Source organism: Streptomyces sp. NPDC014864, assembly GCF_043081525.1.
In the GTDB taxonomy this organism is placed as follows: domain Bacteria; phylum Actinomycetota; class Actinomycetes; order Streptomycetales; family Streptomycetaceae; genus Streptomyces.
Genome location: NZ_JBIBWT010000011.1, coordinates 244,223 through 262,727, shown reverse-complemented (window position 1 = coordinate 262,727; position 18,505 = coordinate 244,223). Strand labels below are relative to the sequence as shown.

Annotated in this window: 11 protein-coding genes; 3 read left to right on the top strand and 8 right to left on the bottom strand. The window is 73.0% G+C overall.

Annotated elements, in window-relative coordinates; all coding sequences use genetic code 11:
- Both ACF1A5_RS21780 and ACF1A5_RS21775 read right to left on the bottom strand, forming a co-directional pair.
- The coding region (locus tag ACF1A5_RS21780; protein WP_392194492.1) for a maltotransferase domain-containing protein at nt 1–687 on the bottom strand (687 nt) is incomplete at its 3' end.
- 206 nt (nt 688–893) lie between these two features.
- Nucleotides 894–2,096 (bottom strand): S8 family peptidase, encoded by a 1,203-nt coding sequence (locus ACF1A5_RS21775; RefSeq protein ID WP_392194491.1) that lies wholly within the window; start codon nt 2,094–2,096, stop codon nt 894–896.
- Nucleotides 2,097–2,317: 221 nt separating this feature from the next.
- Here ACF1A5_RS21775 and ACF1A5_RS21770 point away from each other — a divergent pair, with 221 nt between their 5' ends.
- A complete protein-coding gene (locus tag ACF1A5_RS21770) occupies nt 2,318–4,936 on the top strand; it encodes a glycosyltransferase family 1 protein (RefSeq protein ID WP_392194490.1) in 2,619 nt (872 codons plus the stop codon).
- A 234-nt stretch (nt 4,937–5,170) separates the two neighbouring features.
- Here the strand turns inward: ACF1A5_RS21770 and ACF1A5_RS21765 are convergent, their stop codons facing one another.
- From ACF1A5_RS21765 to ACF1A5_RS21745, 5 genes are all read right to left on the bottom strand, one after another.
- Nucleotides 5,171–5,692 carry a DUF1990 family protein gene (locus ACF1A5_RS21765; RefSeq protein WP_392194489.1) on the bottom strand — a complete coding sequence of 174 codons (522 nt, stop codon included), beginning with the start codon at nt 5,690–5,692 and terminating at the stop codon, nt 5,171–5,173.
- A gap of 70 nt (nt 5,693–5,762) precedes the next feature.
- On the bottom strand, nt 5,763–7,424 hold the full coding sequence (locus ACF1A5_RS21760) for a M4 family metallopeptidase (RefSeq protein WP_392194488.1): 1,662 nt from the start codon (nt 7,422–7,424) through the stop codon (nt 5,763–5,765).
- 246 nt (nt 7,425–7,670) lie between these two features.
- On the bottom strand, nt 7,671–9,710 hold the full coding sequence (locus ACF1A5_RS21755) for a M4 family metallopeptidase (RefSeq protein ID WP_392194487.1): 2,040 nt from the start codon (nt 9,708–9,710) through the stop codon (nt 7,671–7,673).
- Between the two features lie 397 nt (nt 9,711–10,107).
- Nucleotides 10,108–11,967 (bottom strand): ABC transporter ATP-binding protein, encoded by a 1,860-nt coding sequence (locus tag ACF1A5_RS21750; protein WP_392194486.1) that lies wholly within the window; start codon nt 11,965–11,967, stop codon nt 10,108–10,110.
- Nucleotides 11,964–13,886 carry an ABC transporter ATP-binding protein gene (locus ACF1A5_RS21745; RefSeq protein WP_392194485.1) on the bottom strand — a complete coding sequence of 641 codons (1,923 nt, stop codon included), beginning with the start codon at nt 13,884–13,886 and terminating at the stop codon, nt 11,964–11,966. The genes ACF1A5_RS21750 and ACF1A5_RS21745 overlap by 4 nt, the downstream gene beginning before the upstream one ends.
- Before the next feature lie 158 nt (nt 13,887–14,044).
- Here ACF1A5_RS21745 and ACF1A5_RS21740 point away from each other — a divergent pair, with 158 nt between their 5' ends.
- On the top strand, nt 14,045–14,602 hold the full coding sequence (locus tag ACF1A5_RS21740; RefSeq protein ID WP_392194484.1) for a hypothetical protein: 558 nt from the start codon (nt 14,045–14,047) through the stop codon (nt 14,600–14,602).
- Nucleotides 14,603–14,757: 155 nt separating this feature from the next.
- Here ACF1A5_RS21740 and glgX read toward each other — a convergent pair whose 3' ends face one another.
- Complete coding sequence (gene glgX / locus ACF1A5_RS21735) at nt 14,758–17,007, bottom strand: glycogen debranching protein GlgX (protein ID WP_392194483.1); 2,250 nt, start codon at nt 17,005–17,007, stop codon at nt 14,758–14,760.
- Between the two features lie 236 nt (nt 17,008–17,243).
- Between glgX and ACF1A5_RS21730 the strand changes: the two genes are divergently transcribed.
- Complete coding sequence (locus ACF1A5_RS21730; RefSeq protein ID WP_392194482.1) at nt 17,244–18,470, top strand: Ig-like domain-containing protein; 1,227 nt, start codon at nt 17,244–17,246, stop codon at nt 18,468–18,470.
- The last annotated feature ends 35 nt before the right edge of the window (nt 18,471–18,505 follow it).

Below are 18,505 nucleotides of genomic sequence, written 5' to 3'. Positions count from 1 at the left end.
CAGCTCGCGGGTGTCGGAGACGGTGACCAGCTCCCGCAGCGGATACCGGGCCAGCGCCGCGTCCACCTCCGGCGTCAACCCCGCCGACAGCCGGGAGGACGCCGGAAGGCTCTCGTCCCGCAGGGCCCCGACGGCGGCCACCAGGGCGTCGCGCCGGCCGTCCTCCTCGGGGATCCCGGCGGCGGCGCGCTCGTACAGCCGGGCCCCCTCCTCCAGGACCAGCTCCGTGTCCTGACCGGCGGGGATCTTGATCTGGGCGTGGTGCCGCCAGGTGGTGACGGGATCGCCCCACGCCTCGACGGTGTACGTCCAGCGGCCGGGCTCCCCGGCGGTCACGGTGGCGCCCCAGCGATCGGTGCCGGGGGCCAGCTCGCGCATCGGGGTCCAGGGGCCGGGACGCCCCTCCGGATCGCGCAGGACGACATTGGCGGCCACGGCGTCGTGGCCCTCACGGAAGACGGTGGCCGAGACCTCGAACGACTCTCCGGTCACCGCCTTGGCGGGGCGGCGGCCGCACTGGACGACCGGGCGCACGTCGAGGACGGGTATCCGGCCGACGGCGGTGGCCCCGCCCGCGGAGGGTCGCTCCGGGGCCGGCGGGCCGGCCCCGAGGGGGTGCGCCGGTGGTGCTTCGGTGCCGGGGATGCTGCTGGTCGGGGGTGCTGCCGAGTGGTGCGTGGCGGGCATGACCGCTCCTGTCCGCGTCAACGAGGGTGTGGGCGGATGTCTGTGGGGAGGTGGGTCCTGCGTGGTCTACCTGGGGCGTACCGGTGGAGCCTTCCCACCCTATTCGGGTGAGCAATCCGGCACTTTGTTAACTACTCACGCGTAGGTCTACACACAAGACCGGCCCCGTCCAGGAGCGGGCGGGGCCGGGTTCCTGGACATCCCGCCTACCCCGTGGGCACCTGCACAAGCCGGTTCGGCGAGCCGGGGCCCGGGTCGCCGACCCTGCCGGTCGCGGCCCCGGTGACCAGCGCCTTCGCGACCTGCGCCGGAGCCGCCCGCGGATGGCCGGACAGATAGAGGGCGGCCGCGCCCGCCGCGTGCGGGGCGGCCATCGACGTGCCCGAGAAAGTTGCCCGGGAAGTGTCGCTCGCCGCGGACGCGGAGGTGATCGACACGCCTGGGGCGAACAGGTCGAGCGCCGAGCCGGTGTTCGAGAAGCCGGCCCGGGCGTCCCGGCCGTCGACGGCGCCCACCGTGATCGCCTCCCGGACGTCCGCGGGCGAGAACAGGGCGGCGGCACGGCCGCCGTTGCCCGCGGCCACGGTGTAGGTGACCCCCGACCTGATCGAGGCGCGCACCGCCGCGTCGAGCTGGGCGTCGTAGGGGCCGCCGAGGCTGAGATTGGCGACCGCGGGCTTGCGGGCGTGTCGGGTCACCCAGTCGATCCCCGCGATGACCTGGGACATCGTCCCGGTGCCGTCGTCGCCGAGGACCCGCACGGCGACGACGCGGGCCCGCTTCGCGACGCCGTAGGCCGTGCCCGCGACGATGCCCGCGATGTGGGTGCCGTGGCCGTTGCCGTCCCCGGCGGCCGGGTCGTGGCCGACGAAGTCCCAGCCGTAGCCGGCGCGGCCGCCGAAGTCCCGGTGGGTGATCCGGACCCCGGTGTCGATCACGTAGACGGTGACGCCCCCGCCGCCGGCGTCGGGGGCGGTGTACGTCCGGTTCAGCGGCAGCGTGCGCTGGTCGACCCGGTCCAGGCCCCAGGACGGCGGGTTCGTCTGGGTGCGGTCGAGTCGCACGCGGACGTCCTGGACCACCGAGGCGACCCGGGGGTCCGCCGCGAGCCGCCGCGCCTGTCTCGCGTCGGCGCGCACGGCGTAGCCGTTCAGGGCCGTGCCGTAGGCCTGGCTGACTCTCGCGCCGTAGGCCGTGGCGACCGCCCGCCCGGCCGCCGACGCGGCCGGTGTGCCCGCCCGTAAGGTCACCAGGTAGCTTCCGGTGACGGAGCCGGGCCGGCCGGCGCCGGAGACCCGCCCCTCCGGGGCGGCGTGCGCGGGCAGGGTGGCGGCCGAAAGCGCCGCGGCGCAGACCGCCGCGATCAGGCCCCCCGCCCGGCGCAGACGCCGCGTACGCGTCCGTGCCATGGTCCGAGTCCCCTCCTCCACTCGGCGTACGGGAGCAGCCTCTCGTGGGCGGGAGGGGGCGACAAGAACGCCTGCGGGGCCGGAACCGGCCAAAGCGGAGGGAGCGGGTTCGCGAGCCGTGGGCCGCAGGCCCAGCGGTACCCGCCCGGTCACCGGTACCGTTCTGAGTGACCGTACGCACAGTGCCGTGCGTCCATCCAGCGAACGCGCCGAGGTGGAGTGTGAAGGCGATCCGTCGGTTCACCGTCCGTCCCGTTCTCCCCGAGCCCCTCCGGCCACTGAGCGAGCTGGCCCGCAACCTGCGCTGGTCCTGGCACGCCGAGACGCGCGACCTCTTCCAGTCCGTCGACCCGGAGCGCTGGGCCTCCTCCGGTGGCGACCCGGTGCGCCTGCTCGGCAGCGTCGCCCCCGCGCGCCTCGCCGAGCTGGGCGCGGACCGCCGTTTCCTGCGCCGCCTGACCGCGGCAGCCGACGACCTGCACGACTACCTGACCGGCGACCGCTGGTACCAGACCCAGTCCGCCGGGCTGCCCGCCGCCGTCGCCTACTTCTCACCCGAGTTCGGCATCACCGCCGCCCTGCCGCAGTACTCCGGCGGACTCGGCATCCTCGCCGGCGACCACCTGAAGGCGGCCAGCGACCTCGGTGTGCCGCTGATCGGGGTGGGCCTGCTGTACCGGCACGGCTACTTCCGCCAGACCCTGTCCCGGGACGGCTGGCAGCAGGAGCACTACCCGGTCCTCGACCCCAACGAGCTGCCCGTCGCCCTGCTGAAGGAGCCCGACGGCTCCGCCGCACGGGTCTCGCTCGCGCTGCCGGGCGGCAGGGCGCTGCACGCCCGTGTCTGGCTGGCCCAGGTCGGCCGGATCCCGCTGCTGCTGCTGGACTCCGACGTCGAGGAGAACGACCTCGGCGAGCGCGGGGTGACCGACCGGCTCTACGGCGGCGGCAGTGAGCACCGGCTGCTGCAGGAGATGCTGCTGGGCATAGGAGGGGTCCGGGCGGTACGGACGTACTGCCGGCTCACCGGCCACCCCGAGCCCGAGGTCTTCCACACCAACGAGGGGCACGCCGGGTTCCTCGGCCTGGAGCGCATCGCGGAACTGTGCGACCGGGGGCTGGACTTCGACGCCGGTCTGGAGGCGGTGCGCGCGGGGACCGTCTTCACCACCCACACCCCCGTCCCGGCCGGCATCGACCGTTTCGACCGCGAACTGGTCGCCCGGCACTTCGGGCCCGAGGCGGAGCTGCCGCGCATCGACGTGGAGCGCGTCCTGGCGCTCGGCATGGAGAGCTACCCGGGCGGCGAGCCGAACCTGTTCAACATGGCCGTGATGGGCCTGCGCCTGGCGCAGCGCGCCAACGGCGTCTCGCTGCTGCACGGGCGGGTCAGCCGGGAGATGTTCGCCGGGCTGTGGCCCGGATTCGATCCCGACGAGGTGCCGATCACGTCGGTCACCAACGGGGTGCACGCCCCGACCTGGGTCGCACCCGAGGTCTTCCGGCTCAGCGCCCGGCAGATCGGCGCCCAGCGCACCGAGGACGCCCTCTCGGTCGGCGGGTCCGAGCGCTGGGACTCGGTCGCCGACATCCCCGACCAGGACGTCTGGGAGCTGCGCCGCGACCTGCGGGAGCAGCTCGTGACGGAGGTGCGCCGGCGCCTGCACGCCTCGTGGCGGCAGCGCGGCGCGGGGGAGGCCGAGCTGGGCTGGATCGAGGGGGTGCTCGATCCGGACGTCCTGACCATCGGGTTCGCGCGCCGGGTCCCGTCGTACAAGCGGCTGACGCTGATGCTGCGGGACCGCGACCGCCTGATGGACCTGCTGCTGCACCCCGAGCGGCCGATCCAGCTCGTGGTCGCGGGCAAGGCGCACCCGGCGGACGACGGCGGCAAGCGGCTCATCCAGGAACTGGTGCGGTTCGCCGACGACCCGCGGGTCCGCCACCGGATCGTCTTCCTGCCGGACTACGGCATGGCGATGGCGCAGAAGCTCTACCACGGCTGCGACGTGTGGCTGAACAACCCGCTGCGGCCGCTGGAGGCGTGCGGCACCTCCGGGATGAAGGCCGCGCTCAACGGCTGCCTGAACCTGTCGGTGCTGGACGGCTGGTGGGACGAGTGGTTCCAGCCCGACTTCGGCTGGGCGATCCCGACCGCGGACGGGGCCGGCACCGATCCCGACCACCGCGACGACGTGGAGGCCGCCGCCCTGTACGAGCTGCTCGAACAGCGGGTCGCCCCGCGCTTCTACGAGCGCGGGCGGGGCGGGCTTCCCGACCGCTGGATCGAGATGGTGCGCCGGACCCTGACGCTGCTCGGGCCGAAGGTGCTGGCCGGACGCATGGTCCGCGAGTACGTCGACCGCCTCTACAGCCCGGCCGCGCACGCCCACCGCGCGCTGGACCACGACGCGGCGCGCGAACTGGCGGCCTGGAAGGCGCGGGTGCGGGCGGCCTGGCACGAGGTGACCGTCGACCACGTGGAGACCTCCGCCGCCACGGCCACCGCGGAACTCGGCAGCACCCTCGACCTGCGGGTCCGGGTCGGCCTCGGGGGCCTCGGCCCGGACGACGTCGAGGTGCAGGCCGTCTCCGGCCGGGTGGACGAGGAGGACCGCATCGCGGATGCGACCACGGTCCCGCTGAAACCGGCGGGCGGCCCCGATCCCGAGGGCCGCTGGCTCTACGACGGCCCCCTCGCCCTGGACCGCACGGGACCCTACGGCTACACGGTCCGCATCCTCCCCTCCCACCGCCTCCTGGCCTCCAGCGCCGAACTGGGCCTGCTGGCGGTCCCCTCGGAGGAGACGGGAGAGGGAGCGGGAGTCCTCATGCGCTGACCGGAACAGGTACCACGGCGCTCCCACCGGGGACCGCCCTGCTCGCCCCGGCGCGGACGTCCTTCCCCGCCGGGGTAGGTCCGCTCCGTCCGTCCGGAGAGACCGAGGGGACCGATCCGCGTGGCCCCCGGCGGCCGGCCCTCGTGACACAGCCGCACCGCCGGGGGACGCACATCCCGGACTCCGTCTGGTCGGATTGAGCCCACGGGGACGGTCTCCGGCAGGACGGGGGGCTCAGAACTCCGAGGCGTCCGCGCACAGTCTGCGCAGGACGGTGCCGCAGCGGCGGGCGTAGGCGTGCTGGAGGCCCCGGGCGGCGGGGCCGCCTGCGCGGGTGTACCACTTGGCAGGGCGGCTGAAGGCGGACACCGTCAGCCAGACCGTGCCGTCGCCGGTGCGGTCCACGACGAAGGCCTCCTCGCCGCACTCCGGGTGGCCGGGCAGGGTGCCGTAGGCCCAGCCCGCCCGACGGGATTCGGCCATCGTCCAGACCACCCGGCACGGTGCCTTGATCACGCCGGCCACGGTGACGGTGACCTCGGCGCCGGGCTCCGCGCGCTCGGCGCCGGTCTCGATGCCGACGCCGATCGCCCGGTGCAGCTCCCAGCTCAGCAGGGCCTCACGCGCCCGCCGGAACACCTCCTCGCCCTCGCCGATGCGGGTGCGCACGTGCAGGTGGCGGAAGCCCGGCGGGCAGGTGGAGAGGTCGTCGCGCGTGGCGCCGACCTCCGCGTAGGTGAAGTCCTGCGAAGACATGGGACCCAAGCGTAGGGCGGCACCCGGAACGTCTCCGTCCCGGGTGCCGCTTGCCTCAACCGCCCTTTGGTCAGGCGACGTTGACGGCGGTCCAGGCCGCCGCCACCGCGTTGTACTCGGCGCTGCCGGAGCCGTACAGCGCCGACGCCGCGCTCAGGGTCGCCGTACGGGCGGCCTTGTAGTTGGTGGTCGACGTCATGTACGAGGTCAGCGCCTTGTACCAGATCTGCAGCGCCTTGGCGCGGCCGATGCCGGTGACCGTGGAGCCGTTGTACGTCGGCGAGTTGTAGCTCACGCCGTTGACCGTCTTCGCGCCGCTGCCCTCGGACAGCAGGTAGAAGAAGTGGTTGGCGACACCGGACGAGTAGTGCACGTCCAGGCCACCCACGGACGAGGACCAGTAGTCGGCGGAGGAGCCGTCCTTGCTGGGCTTGTCCATGTAGCGCAGCGGGGTGCCGTCGCCGTTGATGTTGATCTTCTCGCCGATGAGGTAGTCACCCGGGTCGGACGCGTTGTTGGCGTAGAACTCCACGCCGGTGCCGAAGATGTCGGAGGTGGCCTCGTTCAGGCCGCCGGACTCGCCGGAGTAGTTCAGGCCGGCGGTGTTGGAGGTGACGCCGTGGCTCATCTCGTGGCCGGCCACGTCCATCGACGTCAGCGGGTGGGTGTTGCCCGAGCCGTCGCCGTAGGTCATGCAGAAGCAGCTGTCGTCCCAGAACGCGTTGACGTACTGCTGGCCGTAGTGGACCCGGGAGTAGGCCCCGACACCGTTGTTCTTGATGCCGTTGCGGCCGAAGGTGTTCTTGTAGAAGTCCCACGTCACCTGGGCGCCGTAGGCGGCGTCCGCGGCCGCCGTCTCGTCCGAGGTGGAGCTGGAGGCGGTGCCGGTGCCCCACACGTCGTCCGAGCCGGTGAACAGCGTGCCCTGCGTGGGGCTGGACTGGTGGGCCTTGTTGTACGTCTTGTGGCCGCCGCGCGTGGTGTCGTACAGCTGGTAGGTCGACCCCGACAGGGTGGTGTTGAGGGTCACCGTGCCCGAGTAGAGGGTCTTGCCGGTGCCGGTCTCGATGCCCTGGTACTCGTAGAGCTTCTTGCCGGTGGCCGCGTCGGTGATGACGTGCAGCTCGTTCGGGGTGCCGTCGTCCTGGAGGCCGCCGACGACCGTCTCGTAGGCGAGGACCGGGGTGCCCTTGGCCGCCCAGATGACCTTGCGCGGGGCGCTGTCGGCGGAGGTCTTGTCCGAACCGGCGGCGCGGGCGACGGACAGGGCCTGCTTCTCCGCCTTGGCGGCGGCGATCTGCGGCTTGAGCGAGGCGACCTTGATGGCCGACTTGGCGGCTCGGGTGACGCCCTCCGTTCTGCCGGCCCCGGAGGTGTGCACGATGAGGTCGCCGCCGAGCACCGGGAGGCCGGCGTAGGTGCGCTCGTAGCGGGTGTGCAGGGTGCCGTCGACGTCCTTCACGACGTCCTTGGCGACCAGCTTCTCCTTGCTGCCGAGGCCTATCTGACGGGCCGTGTCGCTCGCGCCGGCCTGGGCCTGCTGGATCAGGGTGCTGCGCGCCGCGGTGGACAGCGCGGTCGGGGCGGCGGCCAGGGGCGCCCTGCCGGCCGTGTCGGCCACGGGCTGGGCCGACGCGCTGGTGGTCAGAGCGGTGCCGAGCAGGGCTCCGGCGGCGACGGCGGTGGCGAGGGCCAGGGTGGTGCGGTGGTGACGCGCGTAGCGGGGAGTCACACAAGCTCCTTGGTGGGGGAGTCCGGTCGGTGTGGGGTCACCGGGCCGGATCGCTGGTGAGGGGTTGTGCAGTGCTCGTGCGGCGGGTGCAGGAAGAGTGACACTTGAGGCGCGTACATGTCAGGAGCCCGAAGTGATGTTGGCTAAAAATCGACTGTCCGGTAAATGTTTCGGATATATGAACGGGCGCCGCCCCGGGTGTGCAATCGCCGGGACGGCGCCCTGAACCGGGGGTGTCCGACGGGCCTACGGGAAGGTCAGCTTCCAGCCGTCGATGTAGCCGGTGTCGTAGCTCGCGACGTCCTGGACGCGCAACTTCCAGGTGCCGTTGGCCGTTTCGGAGGAGGCGTTGACCGTGTAGGTCGCGTGCACGTCGTCCGCCGAGTCGGAGCCGCTGGAGTTCTTCAGCCGGTAGGCGGTGCCCGACGGGCCGATCAGGTCGATCACCAGGTCACCGCGCCAGGTGTGCACGATGTCGACCGAGACCGAGAGGTTCGACGGGGCGTTGCCGGACCGCCCGGAGACGGTGATCGACGAGGTCACCGCGGGACCGTTGTCCGGAATCGAGACGTTGGCGGTGTTCTCGAACGAGGTGCCGCCGCCCCCGCCGCCCCCGGACCGCGAGCCGACCGCGACGCCCGCCCACGCGTCCTGCACCGCCTTGTACTCGGCGCTGGAGGTGCCGTACAGCTCGCCCGCCGCCGCGAGCGTGCCGGTGCGGGCGCCCGCGTAGTTGGTGGTCGAGGTGAACTTCGTGGTGAGCGCCTTGTACCAGATCTGGAGCGCCTTGGCGCGCCCGATGCCGGTGACCGGAAGTCCGTCCGCCGTGGGCGAGTTGTAGCTGACGCCGTTGATGACCTTGGCGCCGCTGCCCTCGCTCAGCAGGTAGAAGAAGTGGTTCGCCGGGCCGGACGAGTAGTGCACGTCGATCGACCCGATGCCGGAGTACCAGCTGTCCTTGGACGCGCCGTCCTTGCTCGGCTTGTCCATGTAGCGCAGCGGGGTGCCGTCGCCGTTGATGTCGATCTTCTCACCGATGAGGTAGTCGCCGACGTCGCTGCTGTTGTTGGCGTAGAACTCCACGCCGGTGCCGAAGATGTCGGAGGTGGCCTCGTTCAGGCCGCCGGACTCGCCGGAGTAGTTCAGGCCGGCGGTGTTGGAGGTGACGCCGTGGCTCATCTCGTGGCCGGCCACGTCCAGCGAGGTCAGCGGGTCCGCGTTCCCGGAGCCGTCGCCGTAGGTCATGCAGAAGCAGCCGTCGTCCCAGAACGCGTTGACGTACGCGTTGCCGTAGTGCGTCCGCGAGTACGCGGCCACGCCGTCGTTGCGGATGCCGCTGCGGCCGAAGGTGCTCTTGTAGAAGTCCCAGGTGACCGCCGCGCCGTAGTGCGCGTCCGCGCCCGCGGTCGCCGCGTTCGACGTGGTGCCGTTGCCCCAGGTGTCGGTGGACTGCGAGAACAACGTGCCGGTGCCCGAGGTGCCGTGGTTCAGGTTGTACGTCTTGTGGCCGCCGCGCGTGCCGTCGTTCAGCGTGTACGTCGAACCCGACTGCGTCGTCGTCAGGTTCACCTGCCCGCTGTACTGGGTGTTGCCGATGCCGGTCTCGATGCCCTGGTACTCGTAGAGCTTCTTGCCGGTGGCCGCGTCGGTGACGACGTGCAGCTCGTTCGGGGTGCCGTCGTCCTGGAGGCCGCCGACGACCGTCTCGTAGGCGAGCACGGGCTTGCCGCTCGCCGCCCAGATGACCTTGCGCGCCCTGTCGGCCGCCGACTTGGTGCTGCCGAGGGCCCTGGCGCGCTGGACGGCCTGCTTCTCGGCGGTCGCCCTGGACACGCTCGGGGTGAGGTCGCCGACCGCGAGCGCGGCGTTCGTCGCCTTGACGACGTGCTCGGTACGGCCGGATCTGGCGGTGTCGACGACGAGGTCGCCGCCGAGCACGGGCAGGCCGGCGTAGGTGCGCTCGTAGCGGGTGTGGAGCGTGCCGTCGGCGTCCTTGACGACGTCACGGACGACGAGCTTCTCCTTGGCGCCCAGACCGATGTCCCGCGCCGTCCGCGTCGTGGCGCTGTCGGCGTCGCGGATCAGCTCCGCGCGCTGCGAGGGCGTCAGCTTCACGGCGAGGTGGGCCGGGTCGGCCTTCCCGGACGGGGCCTGGGCCGGGGCGGCGCTCGCGGCGCCCGACTGGACGGCCACGGCGATGAGGGCGGCGGCGCCGGCCAGGGCTATGCCGGCCGTGCGGCGCTGGGGGGTGTGGGAGGTGCGTCTGCGCGAGGAATTGCTTCTCAACACTGACTCCTTCTGCGGGCCGTGCGGCGCACGGCCAGGGGAGACCGGACGGAATGTGGGCCGTCCGGGCAGAACTGGGAAGGCGGAACCAGGTGCGGAGGTGCTGTGCCGGGTCACAGGGGATGGTGCCGTGGACGGATCCGTGGTGGATCCGTGGGCGGATCTGTGGGGGGATCTGTGGGGGGTTTCGTGGGGTGACGCTGTGGGGCTGCTGTGCTCCCGGCCGTGGGAAGAGTGGCAGGAGATCGCCACTTCTGTCAGGAGCGCGTCACATATTTGGCCGGAATTCGTTCGTTGTCCGGATGTTCATGTTCGGTATGCGGACCATCCACCGAGTGGTCGACAACGGGTGCGAGAGGATCCGCCTCCCGCGGTCCGCCGTCGCCGTCGATCAAGGTCACACCAGGCTGTCGCGCCAGGCGCGGTGCAGGTCCGCGAAGTGGCCCGTGCCCGCGACGAGATCGGCCGGACGGCCGTCCTCGACGATCCGGCCGTGCTCCATCACCAGCACCCGGTCGGCGATCTCCACGGTGGACAGCCGGTGGGCGATCACCACGGCCGTCCGGCCCGCGAGGACGGTCGCCATCGCACGCTGCACGGCCCGTTCGCCCGGGATGTCGAGCGAGCTGGTCGCCTCGTCGAGGATCAGCACCGCCGGGTCGGCGAGCAACGCCCTCGCGAACGCGACCAGTTGGCGCTGCCCGGCCGAGATGCGGCCGCCCCGCTTGCGGACGTCGGTGTCGTAGCCGTCGGGCAGCGCGGCGATGAAGTCGTGCGCGCCGATCGCCTTCGCCGCCCCCTCGATCTCCTCGCGGCTCGCGTCCGGGCGGCCGATGGCGATGTTCTCGGCGACCGTGCCGGAGAAGAGGAACGCCTCCTGCGTCACCATGACCACCCCGCGCCGCAGTTCGGGCACGGCGAGGTCGCGCAGGTCGGTGCCGTCCAGCAGCACCCGGCCGTCGGAGGGGTCGTAGAACCGGGCGAGCAGCTTGGCCAGCGTGGACTTGCCCGCGCCGGTGGAACCGACGACCGCGACGGTCTGCCCGGCCGGAACGGTCAGGTCGAAGCGGGGCAGCACCTCCCCGCCGGTGCGGTAGCCGAAGCGGACCCCGTCGAAGACGACCTCGCGGCCGGGCTCGCGCGAACGGCGGGCCGGAAGCCGCCTCGGCTCCGCCGGCTCGGGCACGGTCGGCGTCTGCGCGAGCAACCCGGCGATCTTCTCCAGCGAGGCGGCCGCCGACTGGTAGGAGTTGAGGAACATGCCCAGCCGGTCGATCGGGTCGTACAGACGGCGCAGGTACAGCACCGAGGCCGCCAGCACACCCAGCTCCAGCGAGCCCTCCGCCACCCGGTAGGCGCCCCACAGCACGATCACCGCGACCGCCGTGTTGGCCACCAGCCGGGAACCGACGACATAGCGGGCCATCTCCAGCAGCGCGTCGCCGTTGGTCCGCTCGTGCCGCCCGTTCAGCACCCGGAAGTCGGCGTCGTTGGCCGCCTCGCGGCGGAACGCGCGCACCGGCCGGATACCGTTCATCGTCTCCACGAACTTCACGATCACCGCCGCGATCGCGGTGGACCGCGCGCGGTACACCCGGCCCGCGCGGCGCTGGTACAGCCGGACGAGCAGGTACAGCGGCACGAACGAGGCCACCGCCACCGCGCCCAGCCCGAGATCCAGCCACAGCAGCATCGCCGAGATGTAGACGAACGACAGCACGACGGTGACCAGTTCCTGAAGCCCCTCCTCGAGGAGTTCGCGCAGCGACTCGACGTCCGTCGTGGAGCGGGAGATGAGCCGGCCCGAGGTGTAGCGCTCGTGGAAGTCGACGCTGAGCGCCTGCGCGTGGCGGAAGATGCGTCCGCGCAGGTCCAGCAGCACGTCCTGGTTGACGTGGGCCGAGGCCACGATGAAGGCCCACTGCAGGGCGCCGGCGGCCAGCGCGCACACCAGATAGGCGACGGCCACCGCGACCAGCGGCCCGCGGTCCTGCGCCCGGAAGGCCGGTACGGCGTGGTCGATGGCGTACGCCACCAGCAGCGGGCCCGCCTGGACGGCCGCCTGCTGGAGCAGCAGCAGGACGGTGGTGCCGGCGACGCGGGCCTTCAGGGGGGCCAGCAGCGAGCGCAGCAGCGCCCCCGTGGCGCCGGGGGCGCTCGGCAGGACGTCCCGGTCGAAGGGGTCGCCGGCGTCGCCGGGGCGGGGCGGATCCTGCTCGCCGTCGGTTGCGGGGACGGACGTCGTGGGGGCGGTCATCGCTCGTCCTCCTCCTCTTCCCGTGCGGTCCCGGACATCAGGTGGGCGTACTCGGCGTTGGTGCGCAGCAGTTCGTGGTGGGTGCCCACGGCACTGATCCGGCCGCCGGAGAGCAGGGCGACGCGGTCGGCGAGCAGGACCGTGGAAGGGCGGTGCGCCACGATCAGGGCGGTGGTGCCGGTGAGGACCTGCCGCAGCGCGGCCTCCACGGCGGCCTCGGTGTGCACGTCCAGGGCGGACAGCGGGTCGTCCAGCACGAGGAAGCGGGGGCGGCCGACGACGGCCCGGGCCAGCGCGAGCCGCTGCCGCTGCCCGCCGGAGAGGCTGAGCCCCTGTTCGCCCACCTGCGTGTCGGTGCCCTGGGGCAGGGCGTGCGCGAAGTCGGCCTGCGCGACGGACAGCGCCCGGTTCAGTTCGGCCGGGCCGGCGGGACCGCCGGCGCCCATGAGCACGTTGTCCCCGACGCTCGCCGAGAAGAGCGTGGGCTCCTCGAAGGCCACGGCGACGCGGGCGCGCAGGTCCGCGCGGGACAGGGCGGTGATGTCCTCGCCGTCCAGCGTGATCCGGCCCTCGGTCACCTCGTGCAGGCGCGGGACCAGGGCCGTGAGTGTCGTCTTGCCGCTGCCGGTCGCCCCGACGAGGGCCATGGACTCGCCGGGCCGGATGTGCAGGTCGATCCCGTCCAGTACGGGAGCGGAACCGGGCGGGGCGTCGGGGTAGCGGAAACGGACGCCGTGGAATCGGAGCCCTGTCTCCTCGGGGGCCGCCTCCGCCGCGGCCACCGGGCCACGCCGCGCAGCCGCAGCCGCAGCCGCAGCCGTAGTCGCGGCGGCAGCCGTAGCCGTAGTCGCGGCGGCAGCCGTAGCCGTAGCCGTAGTCGTAGCGGCCGCCGTGGCCGTGGCCGTGGCCGTCTCGGTCTCCGGCTCGGCGTCCATCACCTCGAAGTACCGCTCGGTCGCCGTCGCCGCCTCCTGGCTCATCGCCAGCAGGAAGCCGATCGACTCCACCGGCCAGCGCAGCGCGAGCGCCGTGGACAGGAAGGCCACGAGCGTGCCCGGCGACAGCTGCCCGTCGGCGACCTGCACGGCCCCGGTCACCAGCGCCGCGCCGATGGCCAGCTCCGGCAGGGTCATGATGACCGCCCAGATCGTCCCCAGCAGACGGGCCTTGCGCAGCTCGGTGCCGCGCAGCGTCCGCGACAGCTCCCCGAACGCCCGCGCCTGGCTGCGGTGCCGCCCGAACCCCTTGACGACCCGGATGCCGAGCACGCTCTCCTCGACCACCGTCGTCAGATCCCCGACCTGGTCCTGCGCCTGCCGCGCCGCGGTGGCGTACCGCTTCTCGAAGACCACGCAGGTGGCGAGCAGAGGCGCCGCCGGACCGAGGATCACCAGCCCCAGGGTCCAGTCCTGCAGCAGCATGATGACGATGCCCACGACGATGGTCACGCCGTTGACCAGCAGGAACGTCAGCGGGAAGGCGAGGAACATGCGCAGCAGCATCAGGTCCGTCGTGCCCCGGGACAGCAACTGGCCGGAGGCCCAGCGGTCGTGGAAGGCCACCGGCAGCCGCTGCAGATGCCGGTACAGGCCGGCCCGCATCTCCGCCTCGACGTGCGACAGCGGCCGCGCCACCAGCCAGCGCCGCAGCCCGAACAGCAGCGCCTCGGCCAGCCCGAGCAGCAGCAGGTACAGCGCCCCGAGCCATACGCCCCGCGGATCGCGGTGGGCGACCGGCCCGTCCACCATCCACTTCAGGACCAGCGGGATCACCAGCCCGACACAGGAGGCGACGACCGCGACGACCGCGGCCGTGAACAGCCGCAGCCGCACCGGCCGCACATACGGCCACAGACGCAGCAGCGAGCGGACGGCGGAGCGCCCCGCGGGTTCCTCTAACGAGGCAGGTGTAGTGGACATCAGTAGCGAGCCTACGGAACGTTACTGACATCGCCCACCGAGTTTTGGCCGGACCCCGTTCGGCCGTTGGTCCTACGACCCGGCGGTTCGAGCGGTCGTACGGGCGACTCGCGGACACGGTGGTTGCCCGCCCCGCCGTTGATCGCCAGCATGGGCCCGTGGTTCTTGTCCCGGGCTGGGTGTGGCAAGGGGGGCCGGTGCGCAGGGCGCTGGGCGTCGGTCTGTGCGCCGGCGTCCTCTTCGGGGCCTTCGTCGCCGTCGAGTCCGGCTCCTGGGCGGCCGCCGCCGTGGTCGTGGTGGTGCTCGGCCCGTTGTACGGCGTTCGGGCGGCTCGCCGGATGAGCCGGGCGTGGCCCGGCGCCGCGGGCCTCGGGCCGGCGGACCGGGCGGAGGTGGTGCGGGCCACGCGCCGGGGTGAGGCCGTCACGGACGCCCGGCTGGCGCCCGCGGTCCTCCAGTACGCCGGGGCGCTGCGCGCGGTGCGGGAGGAGGACCGGCTCCGAGGGTGGGTGATGGTGCTCGTGGCCGTCGTGGCGGTGGCCCTGGGTGTGTACGACACCGCTGCCGGAACGGCGCGGGAGGCCCTGGTGTCCTGGCTGGTCGTCGTCCTGGTCGCGCTCGAGCTGACCTGGGCGCCCAGGAGGCGGGACCGCCTGGGGGCCCGGGTGGAACGAGCGGAGGGCGAGGCCCGCGCGCTGCTGCGACCGGCGCCGTGAGCGACGGGGTCCCGCGGCGCAGGGGATCGAGGCCCGGGCCCGCCGGGTGTGATCACGGCTCCCCGGGCTCGACGAGCGCGTGTCCCGCGTACGCCCCCGATGCCCGCGCTGCACTCGGCGAACCGGTCCGTACCACGTCCGGAAGCCACCCAGGGTCAGCCGACCCGCAGGAGCAGTACGGAACGTGCCGGAACCGTGGTCTCCGTGCCTGCCGCGAGGACCGTGTCCGGCGCCCCGTCCTGGTCCTCGCGCGAGGTGTCCACGACCACCTCGTACCGCTCCGCCCACGGCGGCCCGGGCAGCACGAAGCTCACCGGGCGGTCCCCGGCGTGCAGCACCGCGAGGAAGCTGTCGTCGAGGACGGGTGCGCCCCGCTCGTCCCGCCCGGGGATGTCCCGGCCGGACAGGTACAGGCCCAGGGTGGCGGCCGGGGCGTACCAGTCCCGCTCCGTCATCTCCGTGCCGCGCGGGGTGAACCAGGCCAGGTCCCGCAGCCCGTCCGCCGAGTGCGCGCGGCCGGAGAAGAACGCGCGGCGGCGCAGCACGGGGTGCCGGTGGCGCAGCGCGATCAGCCGGGCGGTGAGCTCGAACAGCCCGCGCCAGCCGGGGTCGTCGAGGAGGCCCCAGTCCACCCAGCTGATCTCGTTGTCCTGGCAGTAGGCGTTGTTGTTGCCGTGCTGGGTGCGGCCCAGTTCGTCGCCCGCGACCAGCATCGGCACGCCCGTCGACAGCAGCAGCGTGGTCAGCAGGTTCCGCAGCTGCCGGCGGCGCAGCGCCCGGACCCCCTCGTCCTCGGTCTCGCCCTCCGCCCCGCAGTTCGAGGAGCGGTTGTCGTCCGTGCCGTCCCGGTTGCCCTCGCCGTTGGCCTCGTTGTGCTTGCGCGCGTACGACACCAGGTCGCGCAGGGTGAAACCGTCGTGCGCGGTGACGAAGTTGACCGACGCGTACGGGCGCCGGCCGCCCCAGGCGTACAGGTCGCTGGAGCCCGAGAGCCGGTATCCGAGGTCCCGGACGTCGGGCAGCGCGCCGCGCCAGAAGTCCCGTACGGCGTTGCGGTAGCGGTCGTTCCACTCCGTCCACAGCGGGGGGAACGCGCCGACCTGGTAGCCGCCCGAGCCCACGTCCCAGGGCTCCGCGATCAGCTTCACCCGGCGCAGCACCGGGTCCTGGGCGATGACCGCGAGGAACGGCGAGAGCATGTCGACGTCGTGCATGGAGCGCGCCAGCGCGGCGGCCAGGTCGAAGCGGAAGCCGTCCACGCCCATCTCGGTCACCCAGTAGCGCAGCGAGTCGGTGATCAGGCGCAGCACGTGCGGCTGCACCACGTGCAGGGTGTTGCCGCAGCCGGTGTAGTCGGCGTACCGGCGGGCGTCCTGCTGGAGGCGGTAGTAGCCGTGGTTGTCGATGCCCTTCAGGGACAGCGCCGGGCCGTACTCGTTCGCCTCCGCGGTGTGGTTGTAGACCACGTCGAGGACGACCTCGATGCCGGCGGCGTGCAGCGCGCGCACCATCCGCTTGAACTCGCCCACCTGCTCGCCGGTGGTGCCGGAGGCCGCGTAGGCGGCGTGCGGGGCGAAGTAGCCGATCGAGTTGTAGCCCCAGTAGTTGCGCAGGCCCCGGCGCAGCAGGTGGTCCTCGTGCGCGAACTGGTGCACCGGCAGCAGCTCCACCGCCGTCACGCCCAGCCTCACCAGGTGCTCGATCGCCGCCGGATGGGCCAGGCCCGCGTAGGTGCCGCGCAGTTCCTCGGGGATGCCGGGGTGCAGCCGGGTGAAGCCGCGCACGTGCAGCTCGTAGATCACCGAGTCCGCCCAGGGCGTCTTGGGACGGCGGTCGTCCGACCAGTCGTCGTCGTCGTGCACCACCACGCCCTTGGGCACGAAGGGCGCCGAGTCCCGCTCGTCGCGCACGGTGTCCGCGACGGACTGGTCGGGCCAGTCCCGCACATGCCCGTAGACCTCCGGCGGCAGGGCGAACTCGCCGTCCACCGCGCGCGCGTACGGGTCGAGCAGCAGTTTCGCCGGGTTCCAGCGGGCGCCGGTCCACGGGTCCCAGCGGCCGTGCACCCGGTAGCCGTACCGCTGCCCGGGCATGACGCCCGGGACGAAGCCGTGCCAGATCTCGTGGGTCAGTTCGGTCAGGCGGGCGCGGGTCTCCTTGCCCCTCTCGTCGAACAGGCACAGTTCGACCGACTCCGCCCCGCCCGCCCACAGCGCGAAGTTGGTGCCGGCCACGCCGTCCGGGCCCACCCGGAAGCGGGCGCCCAGCGGTGTCGGCGCGCCCGGCCACACGGGGGCGCCGGGCGGCGGCGCGGCACGGCGCTCGCCGTTCACGACGGCGGCCGGGCGCCCCTCCCCGGCGGCGTGCCCGCCCGCCACCGCCTCCTGCTCGGCTGCGCTCGACACCTGTCGGCCCCTTTTTCTCGGCTCGTCGGCCCCAGGGCAGCCCGGCCGGTGCCGGGTGGGCGGTCCGGCCCGCACCCCCCCGTTGGCGGGGCACGGACAGGTCCGTTCCCGGCACCGGCGCGCCCCCGCGGCTCTGTCCTGGGGCTCGGCTCCCCGGCGTCGTCTCCCCACTGTTCTGCCCAGAGCTTGGGTCGCACTCACGTTTCCCGGGAGCGGGCCCGCTCGTTGGGCAGCCCGTGAGGCACGTACAAGGGCGCGCAGGGCGCGCGGGGGCCGCGCTGGCCGCCGTACTGACATGGGCAGGACTGCTGGCCGGGGCCGCCGGCTGCACCTCGGGCGGCACCGACGGGTTCGGCGGCCTCCTCGGCGGTCCCCCGGCCGCCGAGGACGTCATCCGGGTCTCGCCGGACGACGGCGACAAGGGGGTCCGCGCCGACGGCAAGCTCCGGGTGCGGGCCGGGGACGGGCGCCTGGAGTCCGTGCGGGTCGTCCGGGCCCAGGACGCGCAGGACACCCCGGTGCCCGGGCGCCTGACCTCCGGCGGCCGGGAGTGGCGGCCCGACGACGACCGGCTCGCCCTCGCCGCCAAGTACACGGTCGACGCGGTCGCCGTCGACAGCCGGGGCCGCCGCTCCGCACGGCACACCAGCTTCACCACGTACGTCCCCGAGGAGCGCTTCATCGGGTACGTCACCCCGGAGAACCGCTCCACCGTCGGCACCGGGATGATCGTCTCGCTGACGTTCAACCGGAAGATCGCCGACCGGGCCGCCGTGGAGCGCGCGGTCCACGTCACCGCGGACCCGCCCGTCGAGATCCGGGCCCACTGGTTCGGCGGGGAGCGCCTCGACCTCCGGCCCCGGACCTACTGGAGTCCCGGCACCCAGGTCACCGTCGACCTGCGCCTGCGGGACGTGGAGGGGGCGCCAGGGGTCTACGGACTGCAGGACAAGTCCTTCTCCTTCACCATCGGCCGCAGCCAGGTCTCCCTGGTCGACGCGGCCGCGCACACCATGGAGGTGCGGCGCGAAGGCACCCTGCTGGCCACCGTCCCCGTCACCGCCGGAGCCCCCAAGTCCACGACGTACAACGGCAAGATGGTGGTGATGGAGATGCAGGAGGTCACCCGCATGAACAGCCGCACGGTCGGCTTCGGCGGCGAGTACGACATCCCCGACGTCCCGCACGCCATGCGGCTCACCGACTCGGGCACCTTCCTGCACGGCAACTACTGGTCCCAGGACGTCTTCGGCCGGGTCAACGTCAGCCACGGCTGCGTCGGGCTGCAGGACGTCAAGGGCGGCGGCGCCGAGACCCCGGCGGGCTGGTTCTTCGACCGCAGCCTCGTCGGGGACGTCGTCGAGGTGGTCCACAGCGACGACGGATACGTCGCTCCCGACAACGGCCTCGGCGGGTGGAACATGGACTGGACGCAGTGGACGGCGGGCAGCGCGCTCAACTAGCGCCGGGGCGACGGAGGTCGGGGCTTCGGCGGACT

Excerpts from the sequence above, each read along its gene's own strand:
- ACF1A5_RS21745 (WP_392194485.1), bottom strand. The coding sequence starts at position 13,886 with ATGTCCACTACACCTGCCTCGTTAGAGGAACCCGCGGGGCGCTCCGCC.
- ACF1A5_RS21765 (WP_392194489.1), bottom strand. The coding sequence starts at position 5,692 with ATGTCTTCGCAGGACTTCACCTACGCGGAGGTCGGCGCCACGCGCGAC.
- ACF1A5_RS21750 (WP_392194486.1), bottom strand. The coding sequence starts at position 11,967 with ATGACCGCCCCCACGACGTCCGTCCCCGCAACCGACGGCGAGCAGGAT.
- ACF1A5_RS21775 (WP_392194491.1), bottom strand. The coding sequence starts at position 2,096 with ATGGCACGGACGCGTACGCGGCGTCTGCGCCGGGCGGGGGGCCTGATC.